The 12,625-nt window shown below is 70.4% G+C and carries 12 protein-coding genes; 5 read left to right on the top strand and 7 right to left on the bottom strand.

Annotation, left to right across the window (positions count from 1 at the left end; genetic code table 11):
• Window positions 1-101 precede the first annotated feature (101 nt).
• The 4 genes from AB0L56_RS02570 to AB0L56_RS02585 all read right to left on the bottom strand — a co-directional run bounded on the left by AB0L56_RS02570 (window position 102) and on the right by AB0L56_RS02585 (window position 5,725).
• Window positions 102-794: a DUF402 domain-containing protein gene (locus AB0L56_RS02570; RefSeq protein WP_365418108.1), complete on the bottom strand. Its 693-nt coding sequence runs from the start codon at window positions 792-794 to the stop codon at window positions 102-104.
• Between the two features lie 72 nt (window positions 795-866).
• Window positions 867-2,270 (bottom strand): class II fumarate hydratase, encoded by a 1,404-nt coding sequence (locus AB0L56_RS02575; RefSeq protein WP_365418111.1) that lies wholly within the window; start codon window positions 2,268-2,270, stop codon window positions 867-869.
• Window positions 2,271-2,382: 112 nt separating this feature from the next.
• Entirely contained in the window at window positions 2,383-3,807 is a 1,425-nt protein-coding gene (locus tag AB0L56_RS02580; protein ID WP_365418114.1) for a M20/M25/M40 family metallo-hydrolase, read from the bottom strand.
• 247 nt (window positions 3,808-4,054) lie between these two features.
• Window positions 4,055-5,725, bottom strand: a complete 1,671-nt coding sequence (locus AB0L56_RS02585; protein ID WP_365418116.1) for a fumarate hydratase — start codon at window positions 5,723-5,725, stop codon at window positions 4,055-4,057.
• 155 nt (window positions 5,726-5,880) lie between these two features.
• Here AB0L56_RS02585 and AB0L56_RS02590 point away from each other — a divergent pair, with 155 nt between their 5' ends.
• Window positions 5,881-6,588 carry a DUF1707 domain-containing protein gene (locus AB0L56_RS02590; RefSeq protein ID WP_365418118.1) on the top strand — a complete coding sequence of 236 codons (708 nt, stop codon included), beginning with the start codon at window positions 5,881-5,883 and terminating at the stop codon, window positions 6,586-6,588.
• Between the two features lie 108 nt (window positions 6,589-6,696).
• Window positions 6,697-7,068: a WhiB family transcriptional regulator gene (locus AB0L56_RS02595; protein WP_361022120.1), complete on the top strand. Its 372-nt coding sequence runs from the start codon at window positions 6,697-6,699 to the stop codon at window positions 7,066-7,068.
• A 432-nt stretch (window positions 7,069-7,500) separates the two neighbouring features.
• Here AB0L56_RS02595 and glpX read toward each other — a convergent pair whose 3' ends face one another.
• Complete coding sequence (glpX, locus tag AB0L56_RS02600; protein ID WP_361022123.1) at window positions 7,501-8,535, bottom strand: class II fructose-bisphosphatase; 1,035 nt, start codon at window positions 8,533-8,535, stop codon at window positions 7,501-7,503.
• 144 nt (window positions 8,536-8,679) lie between these two features.
• On the opposite strand from glpX, the gene AB0L56_RS02605 reads away from it, so the two are divergent.
• Entirely contained in the window at window positions 8,680-9,186 is a 507-nt protein-coding gene (locus tag AB0L56_RS02605; protein WP_365418122.1) for a DUF4245 domain-containing protein, read from the top strand.
• A 30-nt stretch (window positions 9,187-9,216) separates the two neighbouring features.
• On the opposite strand, the gene AB0L56_RS02610 is transcribed toward AB0L56_RS02605, so the two are convergent.
• Both AB0L56_RS02610 and xseA read right to left on the bottom strand, forming a co-directional pair.
• Window positions 9,217-9,489 carry an exodeoxyribonuclease VII small subunit gene (locus tag AB0L56_RS02610; protein ID WP_365418125.1) on the bottom strand — a complete coding sequence of 91 codons (273 nt, stop codon included), beginning with the start codon at window positions 9,487-9,489 and terminating at the stop codon, window positions 9,217-9,219.
• Between the two features lie 9 nt (window positions 9,490-9,498).
• Window positions 9,499-10,707: an exodeoxyribonuclease VII large subunit gene (gene xseA, locus AB0L56_RS02615; RefSeq protein ID WP_365418128.1), complete on the bottom strand. Its 1,209-nt coding sequence runs from the start codon at window positions 10,705-10,707 to the stop codon at window positions 9,499-9,501.
• Between the two features lie 66 nt (window positions 10,708-10,773).
• Here xseA and AB0L56_RS02620 point away from each other — a divergent pair, with 66 nt between their 5' ends.
• Both AB0L56_RS02620 and ppgK read left to right on the top strand, forming a co-directional pair.
• On the top strand, window positions 10,774-11,799 hold the full coding sequence (locus AB0L56_RS02620; RefSeq protein WP_365418131.1) for a 4-hydroxy-3-methylbut-2-enyl diphosphate reductase: 1,026 nt from the start codon (window positions 10,774-10,776) through the stop codon (window positions 11,797-11,799).
• A gap of 75 nt (window positions 11,800-11,874) precedes the next feature.
• Window positions 11,875-12,621, top strand: coding sequence for a polyphosphate--glucose phosphotransferase (gene ppgK, locus AB0L56_RS02625; protein ID WP_361022138.1), 747 nt, complete (start codon window positions 11,875-11,877; stop codon window positions 12,619-12,621).
• Window positions 12,622-12,625 lie beyond the last annotated feature (4 nt).

Here is a 12,625-nt window from a genome sequence, read left to right on the forward strand (position 1 = left end):
GGTGACGTTTGGTCAAGCCCAGCGCGCGCTCCGGTAGTTGTCACTCCGCGCCCTTGCGGACGACGATCCTACGTTTCCCGCCCGGGGGTGCAGCAAGGGTCTCACGAGGACACCTGTGTGGGAGTGCGGTGCCAGTCCTGTGGCAGTGACGGTACCGCCCAGGACGGATCGGGGCGCCAGTTCTCCCAGCCGTCGGAGAACGGCGGCCCCCAGGCGCCGATCACCCCGATCGCCGCCCGCCCGGCCTCCCGCACCCTTCCGGCCAGCGCGGAGTCCACCAGCCCGTCCCGCTGTGCCTGCGCGAACTCGTCCTCGTCCCGCCAGTGCCAGCCCCGGTCCGGGTGCACGGAGATGTCCAGGAAGTGATCCTCGGAATCCACTCCGCCCGCCCAACGGGCCAGCGGCTCCTCCAGGTTCACGTACCAGTTCTTGAACCGCCAGCCCGGGTCCCAGAACAGCCACACCGACCAGGGGTCGCCGGGCCGGGCCAGCTTCAGCACACCGGTGCCGAACCAGCGGTCCCGCTGCACCGTGCGCGGCTTGGTGTACCGGGTGGCGAGCGGCTCCCGGTGCACGGGTGTGCCGTCGGCGAGCACCGGCTTCACGCACTCGGTGCCGGGCGCCATCCACACGGCGAGCAGCTCCGGTTCGTCGCGTACGACCGTGACGGGGCGCGCGATACGTATGCGCGCGCCGCCGTTCTCCCGGTAACGCCACAGGATTTGTGTCCCAGGCTCCCAGTGGCCGGCCGCTCGCCCCGCTTCCTCGCGCTTCATCGCTCCACCCTCCGCCATGACGAGACAGGAAAGTGCCCCGGGCATACGACGCCGCGGCGCCGGTCACGGTTCTCGCCCGGGGCACGGGCTTCACGGGTGCGTCATCCGCAGGACGTCCAGGGCCTCGTCGAGCTGCTCGACGGTGAGGTCGCCGCGCTCGACGTAGCCGCCCTCCAGGACCACCTGCCGGATGGTCTTCCGCTCCGCCAGGGACTTCTTGGCGACCTTCGCGGCCTCCTCGTAGCCGAGGTACTTGTTGAGCGGGGTGACCACGGACGGCGAGGACTCGGCGTACTCCCGGGCCCGCTCCCGGTCGGCGACGATCCCGTCGACGGTGCGGTCGGCGAGCAGGCGGGAGGCGTTGGCCAGCAGCCGCACCGACTCCAGGACGTTCTTCGCGATCACCGGAAGCATCACGTTGAGCTCGAAGTTGCCCGCGGCGCCGGCCGCGGCGACGGTCGCGTCGTTGCCGGTGACCTGGGCGCAGACCATCAGCACGGCCTCCGGGACCACCGGATTGACCTTGCCGGGCATGATCGAGGAGCCGGGCTGGAGATCGGGGAGGCGGATCTCCGCGAGGCCGGTGCGGGGGCCCGACGCCATCCACCGCAGATCGTTCGCGATCTTCGTCAGTCCCACGGCGATGGTTCGCAGCTGCCCGCTGGTCTCCACGATGCCGTCCCGGGCGCCCTGCGCCTCGAAGTGGTCGCGCGCCTCGGTCAGCGGCAGTCCCGTGACGCGGGCGACCTCCTCGATGACGGCGGCGGAGAACCCGGGCGGGGTGTTGATGCCGGTGCCGACGGCGGTGCCGCCCAGCGGCAGCTCGGCGAGGCGCGGCAGGGAGGCGTTCAGCCGCTCGATCCCGTACCGCACCTGGGCCGCGTACCCGCCGAACTCCTGGCCCAGCGTCACGGGCGTGGCGTCCATCAGATGAGTCCGCCCAGACTTCACCACATCGGCGAACTCGTCCGCCTTGCGCTCGAGGGAGGCGGCGAGGTGGTCGAGGGCGGGAATCAGATCGCGGGTGACGGCGGCGGTGGCGGCGATGTGGATCGACGACGGGAAGACGTCGTTGGACGACTGCGAGGCGTTGACATGGTCGTTCGGGTGCACATCCCGTCCCAGCCGCTCGGTGGCGAGCGTGGCGAGGACCTCGTTGGTGTTCATGTTGGACGAGGTCCCCGACCCCGTCTGGAACACGTCCACCGGGAAGTGCTCGTCCCACCGGCCCTCGGCGACCTCGCCGGCCGCCGCCTGGATCGCCTCGGCGATGTCCTTGTCCAGCACCCCGAGCCGCGCGTTCACCTTGGCCGCGGCGCCCTTGATACGGGCCAGCGCCTCGATATGGGCCCGCTCCAGGCGCTGCCCGGAGACCGGGAAGTTCTCCACGGCGCGCTGGGTCTGCGCACGCCACTTGGCGTCCGCCGGAACCTTCACCTCCCCCATGGAGTCGTGCTCGACGCGGTAGTGCCGGTCGTCGTCCGTGGTCGTCATCGTGGTACCTCCGAGGAGTCACAGCAGCGGTCCCGAACGGCGTATTCCCGGACATGCCCTCCGCCCCGCCGCGCGAGCGCGCGACGGGGCGGAGGGTCCGTGGGGGGAAGGGTCAGCCGTTCCGCAGGGTGACGTCGTCCAGGAGGAAGCTGGTCCGCAGGCTGTAGTCCTCGCTCGCGGTGAAGGTCACGGTGACCGTCTGTCCCGCGTACGCCGAGAGATCCACCGACCGCTGCACATAGCCGCTGCCGGCGTCGACGTTGGACAGGGTGGAGAGCGTGGTGCCGCCGGCCCGCACGGTGAACCTGTCGTACGCGCGGGAGCCGGACTCGTCGGTGTCGATGTGCAGCCAGTAGCTCAGCGACGCCTGGGAGCAGCCGGACGGAAGAGTCACCGTCTGGCTGATCGACTCGGTGCTCGTGGACCCGTTCCCGCCGAGCCAGGCGAACCGGGTTCCGCCGTGGGCCGGCCCGCCCGTGTGGGCGCCGATGACACCGGTGTTCCCGGTCCACGGCGAAGTCCCGGTCTCGAACCCGCCGTTGACGACGGCGCCGGCGGTGTCGCAGTCGCCGCCCGTGCCGGTGTCCACGGCCCGCTGCCAGAGGGTGTACGCGATGCCGTCGGAGGCGCGGTCGAGTCCGGTGGTGTTGATGTTGGTGAGGGTGTCGCAGGACCGGTGGTAGCAGGGGTCGTAGGCGGACCCGGAGGTCCCGCCCCACTTGGCGGCCTGCGCGGAGGTCTTCCGGGCACTGGCGCCCATGGCGTAGCCGGAGGTGGGGATCCCGTACCGCTCGAAGGAGTAGTCGTCGCTGCGCCCGGCGCCCTCGGTGTTCTCCTCGGGCTTCAGGCCCAGCGAGTCCCAGTACGCCTTCATCGGCGCGGCGGCCGCGGAGGTGATGTGGTTGATGAAGTAGCCGCCGTTGGTGGAGGCGACCATGTCGAAGTTGTAGTACGCCTTGATCTTGGCGCGCTCGCCCGACGACAGCGAACGGACGTAGAAGTCGGACCCGTTGAGGCCCTGCTCCTCGTCGGTCCACCAGGCGAAGCGGACCCGGTTGCGCATCGCCGGGTTCTGCTGGGCCAGTGTCAGGGCGGTCTCGAGCAGGGCGGCGGAGCCGGAGCCGTTGTCGTTCATGCCGGGCCCGGCGGAGACGCCGTCGAGGTGGGCGCCGAACATGTACACGTTGTTGGCGTCGCCGTGGGGCCACTCGGCGATCAGATTGGGGCCGGCCCCGCTGGTGCAGCCGGAGGTGCACGGCTGCTCGGTCACGGCGTATCCGGCGGCCTGCAGCTTGCCCTTCACATAGGCGACGGAGTCGTCGTAACCCTGTCCGGTGGACCGGCGGTTGCCGCCGTTCCGCCCGGCGATGGCGCTGAGCTCACTGAGGTGCGCCTTCACCTTGTTCACGTCGACATCGGGCGCGGCGCTGATGGTGGTGTCCGTGGTGGTCGGGGAGTCGGCGGCCACGGCGGGGAGTGTTCCGGGGCCCAGCACGACGGCGAGCGAGACGCCCGCGACGGCGAATCTTCGTTTCACCTTGTCTCCTCCGGGAGGTGGCTGTGGGGTGAGCCACGCAAGGATTGACATGGCATGTGCATGTCGGAGTGACGGGAAGAAGATTCGCAGCGATAGTTGATACCGTCAACGGAAAAGGCAGGGCGGAACCCGCATTGTCCGAAAGAAGCACACCAAGTCCGTAATCCGGACAGCGGGTTGAGGGAACGTCAGACCGGTACGGGGCGGGCGGGGGACGGAAGAACCGTCCCCCGCCCGTCCCGGAGGGCTATGCCAGCCCCGGCCCCCGCACGGGGATCGACGTGAACGTCGGCTGCTGCGGCGAGGGGTCCTGGAAGAAGTCGTTGCCCTTGTCGTCCACGACGATGAACGCCGGGAAGTCCTCGACCTCGATCTTCCAGACGGCCTCCATGCCGAGCTCCTCGTACTCGACGACCTCGACCTTCTTGATGCAGTCCTGCGCGAGCCGGGCCGCGGGACCGCCGATGGACCCCAGGTAGAAGCCGCCGTGCCCGGCACACGCGTCGGTGACCTGCTTGCTGCGGTTGCCCTTCGCCAGCATCACCAACGACCCGCCGGCCGCCTGGAACTGCTCCACGTAGGAGTCCATCCGCCCGGCCGTGGTCGGCCCGAAGGACCCGGACGCGTACCCCTCGGGGGTCTTCGCGGGGCCGGCGTAGTACACCGGGTGGTCCTTGAGGTACTGCGGCATCTCCTCGCCCGCGTCCAGCCGCTCCTTGATCTTCGCGTGCGCGATGTCGCGCGCGACGACCAGCGGGCCGGACAGCGACAGCCGGGTCTTCACCGGGTACTTGGTGAGCTCCGCGAGGATCGTCTTCATCGGCTGGTTGAGGTCGATCCGCACGACGTCGCCGGACTCGTCCAGCTGCTCGTCCGTGGTCTCCGGCAGGAACCGCGCCGGGTCCGTCTCCAGCTGCTCCAGGAAGACGCCCTCGGCGGTGATCTTCGCTACGGCCTGGCGGTCGGCGGAGCAGGACACGGCGATGGCGACCGGGCAGGACGCGCCGTGCCGCGGCAGGCGGACCACGCGCACGTCGTGGCAGAAGTACTTGCCGCCGAACTGCGCGCCGATGCCGATCTTCTGCGTCAGCTCGAAGACCTTCTCCTCCAGCTCCTTGTCGCGGAAGCCGTGCCCGAGGGGTGACCCCTCGGAGGGGATCTCGTCCAGGTAGTGCGCGGAGGCGTACTTCGCGGTCTTCAGCGCGTACTCGGCCGACGTACCGCCGACCACGATCGCCAGGTGGTACGGCGGGCAGGCGGCCGTGCCCAGCGAACGGATCTTCTCCTCCAGGAACTTCATCATGGAGGCCTCGTTCAGGATGGCCTTGGTCTCCTGGTAGAGGAAGCTCTTGTTGGCCGAGCCGCCGCCCTTGGCCATGAACAGGAACTTGTACGCCCCGCCGTCCGTCGCGTAGAGCTCGATCTGCGCCGGCAGGTTCGACCCGGTGTTCTTCTCCTCCCACATGGTGAGCGGAGCCATCTGCGAGTACCGCAAATTCAGGTTCTTGTACGCGTCGTAGATGCCCTTGCTCAGGGCCTCCTCGTCACGTCCCGACGTCAGCACGTTCTGCCCGCGCTTGCCCATGACGATCGCCGTGCCGGTGTCCTGGCACATGGGCAGCACGCCCGCCGCCGCGATGTTCGCGTTCTTCAGCAGGTCCAGCGCGACGAACTTGTCGTTGCCCGACGCCTCCGGGTCGTCGATGATCCGGCGCAGCTGCGCCAGGTGGGCGGGGCGCAGATAGTGCTGGATGTCGCGGATGGCCTCCTCCGCGAGCTTGCGCAGCGCCTCCGGCTCCACCTTGAGGAACGTCCGTCCGTCGGCCTCGAAGGTGGACACACCCTCGGAGGTCACCAGCCGGTAGGGGGTGGTGTCCTCTCCCATGGGGAGCAGATCGGCGTACTCGAACTCAGGCATCTCGCCCATTCCTCACTCGACGGAAGACCACCCGCCTCCGTTGGCGGGCGCTCAACAGCGTAGAACCTGCCTTCGGCGGCGAAACCGTGAGGTTGTCCTCAGTTGTCCGCCCCGGAGGGTAGTCGCGATCTATCGCGTTTGGGTACGCTGCTGCCGTGGACCTTCAGAAGCACGCCCAGCAGCCGGACTCCGCACCCGACACCGGGGCGGGGGCCGCCGAGCTGCGCGCCTCCGACGCCGACCGGGACCGTATCGCCGACCTCCTGCGCGAGGCACTCGCCGAGGGCCGGCTGACCGCCGACGAGCATGCGGAGCGCGTCGAGGGCGTGCTGGCCGCCAAGACGGTGGGGGAGCTGGACGTGTTCGTCCAGGACCTGCCGATAGCCCACCAGCAGCGCGCGGCCCACTCCTCCGCCCCCAGCCGCCCCACCGTGGGCGCGATCCCCGTGGACCCCGACGACAACGTGGTCGCGGTGTTCAGCGCCGCCGCCCGCAAGGGCCGCTGGCGCACCGGCCGCCGTATCCACGCGTACGCGGTCTTCGGGAGCGTGGAGATCGACCTCAGCGAGGCGCTGTTCGACCACCAGCAGGTGATGATCAAGGCGTTCTCCGTCTTCGGCAGCGTCGAGATCCGCGTCCCGGAGAACGTGTCGCTGCGCGGCACCGGCGGCGGTGTGCTCGGCGCCTTCGAGGTGGACACCCTCGACGCGACCGACGAGGAGGCCCCGGTGGTCTACGTCGACGGCTGGGCGGTGCTGGGCAGCGTCGAGGCGCGGCCCCGGCGCGGCAAGCTCGTCGCGGACATCCACGACCGGGTGCAGCGCACGGTCCACAAGAGCAGGCGCAGGCATCTCGGCCACTGACCCGGCACCGGCGGAGTCCGGTCGGGGACTCAGTGCATAGGCGCGCGTACATCGGGTAAGCCTTGCTGCATCGTCTCTCGCTCGCGAAGCCGTCGTCAGGAGTAGACCGTGCTGCAACCGCCGCATTCGTCCCTGCAGGTAGCCGCCGTTCCGGCCCAGCGAGCGGCAGCGCGGGAGAGGGACCAGGACGCCCCCTGGCACACGGAGGCCGTGTGCCGGCGCGACGAGGCGGGGCTGTTCTTCGCACCGTCGAAGGAGCCCACCGCCGCCAGGCTCTCCCGCGAGGAGGCGGCCAAGCGGGTCTGCGCCCGCTGCCCCGTCATGGTCGAGTGCCGCGAGCACGCCCTGCTCCAGCCCGAGCCCTACGGCGTCTGGGGCGGCCTCACCGCGGCGGAACGCCGCGTAGTCCTGGCCCGCCGCAGGCGCCGCGAAATGGAACTGAAAAAAACCGGCCAGCCCCGCATAGCAGCAGCGGGCTAACGGCCCGCCCCCAACAGGGGGCGCCCTATCAGCACCGGGTGGAACTCCACACCTCATGGGCGCGGGGAACTGCGCGACCAGCCACAAACCCTGCCGCACCCACCCACGCGCCGAAGGCACCCCCTCCGCACAGGGGGCGCCCCTTTCCGGCGCCGGGTGGAACTTCACACCTGAGGGGCGCGGGGAACTGCGCGACCAGCCACAAACCCTGCCGCACCCACCCACGCGCCGAAGGCACCCCCTCCGCACAGGGGGCGCCCCTTTCCAGCGCCGGGTGGAACTTCACACCTGAGGGGCGCGGGGAACTGCGCGACCAGCCACAAACCCTGCCGCACCCACCCACGCGCCGACGGCACCCCCTCCGCACAGAGGGCGCCCTTTCAGCGCCGGGGTGGAACTACGCACCCCGCAGGGAACTACGCGACGGCGACGTCACTTAGCCCGATCGAAATCGATCGCGCTATACGCCCGCAGCTTGCTCAAACGGTGCTCGGAGTCAATCTTCCGCACCGTCCCCGACTTCGACCGCATCACGATCGAATCGGTCGTCGCCGTCTCCGACCGATACCGCACCCCCCGCAGCAACTCACCGTCGGTGATCCCGGTCGCCACGAAGAACACATTGTCCCCGGTGACCAGATCCTCCGTGGTCAGCACCCGGTCAAGGTCGTGCCCCGCGTCGATCGCCCGCTGCCGCTCCTCCTCGTCCTTCGGCCACAGCTTGCCCTGAATGGTGCCGCCCAGGCACTTCACGGCGCAGGCCGAGATGATGCCCTCGGGGGTGCCGCCGACGCCGAGCAGCAGGTCGATGCCGGTGCCCTCGCGCAGCGCGAGGATCGAGCCGGCCACGTCGCCGTCGGAGATCAGCTTGATGCGCGCGCCGGTCTCCCGGATCTCCGTGATGATGCCCTCGTGCCGCGGCCGGTCGAGGATCACCACGGTGACGTCCTCGGGGGTGCCCCGCTTGGCCTTGGCGACCCGGCGGATGTTCACGCTCACCGGGGCGTCGATGTCGACGAAGTCGGCGGCCTCCGGTCCGGTGACCAGCTTGTCCATGTAGAACACGGCCGACGGGTCGAACATGGAGCCGCGCTCGGCGGCGGCCAGCACCGCGATGGCGTTCGTCATGCCCTTGGCGGTCAGCGTGGTGCCGTCGATCGGGTCCACGGCGATGTCGCACTCGGGCCCGGTCCCGTCGCCCACGTGCTCTCCGTTGAAGAGCATCGGGGCCTCGTCCTTCTCCCCCTCGCCGATGACGACGACGCCGTTCATCGAGACGGTGGAGACGAGGGTGCGCATGGCGCGCACCGCGGCACCGTCGGCGCCGTTCTTGTCACCGCGCCCTACCCAGCGGCCCGCGGCCATCGCCGCTGCCTCGGTGACCCGTACGAGCTCCAGGGCGAGGTTGCGGTCGGGGGCCTCGGAGGGGACATCAAGCTCGGACGGCAAGTGATGGTGTTCGGTCATCGGAGCGCACCTTTCTGTACGACGACGGCCGGATGAGGGTGTGACTCATGACTCTATCGTCAGATAGACAAAATGAGCAGGGCCCCCCACGGATGAGCGCTTCGGGCACCTGCGACGATAGGGGGCGTGGCAGGAACGAGCAGCATGCAGAAATCGGCCCGGGACATGATCCTTTCCCTGGCTCTCATCGTGCTCGCCGCGGGAGTCGTCTGGCTGTTCATCCCGCACGAGGACGGCGAACCCGACATCAAGCGGGTCGACTACCGGGTCGACCTGCTCACGGCCCGCCGGGCCGCCTCCTATCCCGTGGCCGCGCCGGAGGGGCTGCCCGAGGCGTGGAAGCCCACCTCCGTCCGCTTCCAGGGCGCCGAGGCCGACGCCTGGCACCTCGGCTTCCACGCCCCCGACGGGGAGTACGTGGCGGTCGAGCAGTCCGCGGGCAAGCGAGCGGCGTTCATCGAGGACACCACGCAGGGCGCGGCGAAGACCGAGGCCACCCAGCAGATCGACGGCAGGACGTGGACGCGCTACGAGGGCGACCACTACGACGCGCTGGTCCTGGAGGACACCGAGGGCTCGACCACAGTCGTGACGGGCACGGCGTCGTTCGGGCAGCTGACGGAGATGGCCGAGGCCCTGCGCACCGAGTGAGCCCTCTTTGCCCATCCGGCGCCACCCGGCTCAGCCCTCCTCGGCCTCCCCGGACTCCCCGGCCTCCTCCGCCCCGGCCTCCTCCGCGAGCGCCGCGTCCAGCCGGGCCCGTGCCCCGTCCAGCCAGCGCCGGCACACCTTGGCCAGTTCCTCGCCCCGCTCCCAGAGCGCCAGGGACTCCTCCAGCGTCGTCCCGCCCGCCTCCAGCCGCCGTACGACCTCGATCAGCTCGTCCCGCGCCTGCTCGTACCCGAGCGCCTCGGCCATCCCCGCCGTCTGCCCGGTTTCCGTCTTGCTGGTCATTCCGCCACCCTACGCATCGACCCGTACCGTGAACTCCCCCTCTGACACCCGCGCCCGCAGCTCCTCACCGGCCTCCACTTCGCCCGGAGCGCGCACCGCGTGCCCGTCCGCCCGCTGGAGCACCGCGTACCCCCGCTTCAGCGTCGCCGCGGGGGACAGCGCCACCACGCGCGCACGCGTGTGCGTCAGCTCGGAGTCCGCCCGGTCCAGCTGGTGCCGCAGCGAGCGCCGTCCCCGCTCCAGCAGCGCGGTGACCTCCTCGGCCCGGCCGTCGATCATCCGGTGCGGATCCTGTATCGCGGGCCGGGCCAGCGCGTGGCCGAGCCCGCGCTCCTCCCGGTCCAGCAGCGCCTCGACGCAGCGCCGCGCGCGGTCGCGCAGCAACCGCACCCGCTCGTACTCCTCGCCCACGTCCGGCACCACCTTCTTCGCCGCGTCGGTGGGCGTGGAGGCACGCAGGTCGGCCACATGGTCGAGAAGCGGATTGTCCGGCTCGTGCCCGATCGCCGACACGACCGGCGTCCGGCACGCCGCCACCGCCCGCACCAGCTGCTCGTCGGAGAACGGCAGCAGGTCCTCCACGCTGCCGCCGCCGCGCGCCACGACGATCACGTCCACCTCGTCGACCGCGTCCAGCTCCTTGACCGCCTGGACCACCTGCGGCACCGCGTGCACCCCCTGCACGGCCACGTTGCGCACCTCGAAGCGCACGGCGGGCCAGCGGTGCCGCGCGTTCTCCAGCACGTCCCGCTCGGCCGCCGACGCCCGCCCGCACACAAGACCGATCAGCTGCGGCAGGAACGGCAGCGGCTTCTTCCGCTCCAGCGCGAACAGCCCCTCCCGCGCGAGAGTCTTCTTCAGCTGCTCCAGCCGGGCCAGCAGCTCCCCGACCCCCACGGGCCGGATCTCCGCCGCCCGCAGCGACAGCTGCCCGCGCGGCGCGTACCACTCCGGCTTGCAGTGGACCACCACCCGCGCGCCCTCGCTCACGACGTCCGCGACGGCGTCGAACACCTGCCGGTAGCAGGTCACGCCCACCGAGATGTCGTACGAGGGGTCGCGCAGCGTCAGGAACACCACCCCGGCGCCGGGCCGCCGCGACAGCTGGGTGATCTGCCCCTCCACCCACACCGCGCCGAGCCGGTCGATCCACCCGCCGATGAGCCGCGACACCTCCCCGACCGGGATGGGAGCTTCCGCAGACGTATTGACAGCCATGCCGCGAGGGTAGTGCGCCCCACTGACAACGCACCGTGACCGGACCCCGTGGACAGGGCCCTTACGATGGGAGGCATGACAGCTTCGCCTGGCCGCCGTGTCCTGCTCGCCGCCCCCCGTGGCTACTGCGCGGGTGTGGACCGCGCGGTGATCGCCGTCGAGAAGGCCCTGGAACAGTACGGGGCCCCCGTCTACGTGCGGCACGAGATCGTGCACAACAAGTACGTGGTGCAGACGCTGGAAAGGAAGGGCGCGATCTTCGTCGAACGGACGGAGGAGGTCCCTCCGGGCAACATCGTGATGTTCTCCGCGCACGGCGTCGCCCCCGTCGTCCACGAGGAGGCCCGGCGCGGCCGGCTCGCCACCATCGACGCCACGTGCCCGCTGGTCACCAAGGTCCACAAGGAAGCCGTCCGCTTCGCCGACGACGACTACGACATCCTCCTGATCGGCCACGAGGGCCACGAGGAGGTCATCGGCACCTCCGGCGAGGCCCCCGACCACATCCAGCTCGTCGACGGCCCCGGTGACGTGGACAAGGTCGAGGTCCGCGACCCGTCGAAGGTCGTCTGGCTCTCCCAGACCACCCTCTCCGTCGACGAGACCATGGAGACCGTCGACGCCCTCAAGGAGAAGTTCCCCCAGCTGATCTCCCCGCCCAGCGACGACATCTGCTACGCCACGCAGAACCGTCAGCTCGCGGTCAAGCAGATGGGCGCCGAGGCGGACCTGGTGATCGTGGTCGGCTCGCGCAACTCCTCCAACTCCAAGCGGCTGGTGGAGGTCGCCAAGCTGGCCGGCGCCCGCGCGGCCCATCTGGTCGACTTCGCAGACGAGATCGACGAGGCCTGGCTGGAGGGCGTCTCCACGGTCGGCGTCACCTCGGGTGCCTCGGTGCCGGAGATCCTGGTCGAGCAGGTGCTGGAGTGGCTGGCGCAGCGCGGCTTCGAGGACGTCGAGATCGTCAAGGCGGCCGAGGAGTCGATCGTCTTCTCCCTGCCGAAGGAGCTCCGCCGCGATCTGCGCGACGAGGCCGCCACCCTGGTGGCCGGGCGCGGCGGCACGGGAACCGGTGCCGGTTCCACCGAGTGACGGTGATGTGATGCCACGACGGCGGCCGCGCGGCCGCCTTTCGTGACGGTCCGTCGTTCGACGTAACGTGGGGACATGCAGATCTTCGGCGTGGACATCGGCGGATCCGGGATCAAGGGTGCCCCGGTCGACCTGGACAAGGGGGACCTGGCGCAGGAGCGCTTCAAGGTCCTCACCCCGCACCCCTCGACGCCGGACGCGGTGGCCGACGGGGTCAAGCAGGTCGTCGACCACTTCGGCTGGACCGGTCCGGTCGGCGTCACCTTCCCCGGCGTGGTCACCAACGGCGCCACCATCCGTACGGCGGCCAACGTCGACAAGGGCTGGGTCGACATCGACGCGCGCGTGCTGCTCGGTGACCGCCTGGGCGGCCTGCCGGTGACGGTGGTGAACGACGCGGACGCGGCGGGTGTCGCCGAGATGCACTTCGGCGCCGGGCGGCACCATCGAGGCACGGTGATCATGCTGACCTTCGGCACCGGCATCGGCAGCGCCCTCTTCGTGGACGGCGTCCTCGTCCCCAACACCGAGCTGGGCCATCTGGAGCTGAACGGCCACGACGCTGAGAAGCGGGCCTCCAGCAAGGCCAGGGAGGACCACGACCTGTCGTGGGAGGAGTGGGCGCACCGGGTGCAGAAGTACCTGGCCCACGTGGAGATGCTGTTCTCGCCGGAGCTGTTCGTCGTCGGCGGCGGCGTCAGCCGCAAGTCCCACAAGTTTCTGCCCCACATCAAGGGCATCAAGGCGGAGATCGTCCCCGCCCAGCTGCAGAACAACGCGGGCATCGTGGGCGCGGCGATGCGGGCGGCGACGGGCGTGTAGCCCC

The organism is Streptomyces sp. NPDC052079 (genome assembly GCF_040680275.1).
In the GTDB taxonomy this organism is placed as follows: Bacteria; Actinomycetota; Actinomycetes; order Streptomycetales; family Streptomycetaceae; genus Streptomyces.

Bases quoted from the DNA above. Each gene is read 5' to 3' on its own strand.
- glpX (WP_361022123.1), bottom strand. From the start codon at position 8,535: ATGACCGAACACCATCACTTGCCGTCCGAGCTTGATGTCCCCTCCGAG.
- AB0L56_RS02575 (WP_365418111.1), bottom strand. From the start codon at position 2,270: ATGACGACCACGGACGACGACCGGCACTACCGCGTCGAGCACGACTCC.
- AB0L56_RS02605 (WP_365418122.1), top strand. From the start codon at position 8,680: ATGCAGAAATCGGCCCGGGACATGATCCTTTCCCTGGCTCTCATCGTG.
- AB0L56_RS02610 (WP_365418125.1), bottom strand. From the start codon at position 9,489: ATGACCAGCAAGACGGAAACCGGGCAGACGGCGGGGATGGCCGAGGCG.
- AB0L56_RS02620 (WP_365418131.1), top strand. From the start codon at position 10,774: ATGGGAGGCATGACAGCTTCGCCTGGCCGCCGTGTCCTGCTCGCCGCC.
- AB0L56_RS02570 (WP_365418108.1), bottom strand. From the start codon at position 794: ATGGCGGAGGGTGGAGCGATGAAGCGCGAGGAAGCGGGGCGAGCGGCC.
- ppgK (WP_361022138.1), top strand. From the start codon at position 11,875: ATGCAGATCTTCGGCGTGGACATCGGCGGATCCGGGATCAAGGGTGCC.
- xseA (WP_365418128.1), bottom strand. From the start codon at position 10,707: ATGGCTGTCAATACGTCTGCGGAAGCTCCCATCCCGGTCGGGGAGGTG.
- AB0L56_RS02585 (WP_365418116.1), bottom strand. From the start codon at position 5,725: ATGCCTGAGTTCGAGTACGCCGATCTGCTCCCCATGGGAGAGGACACC.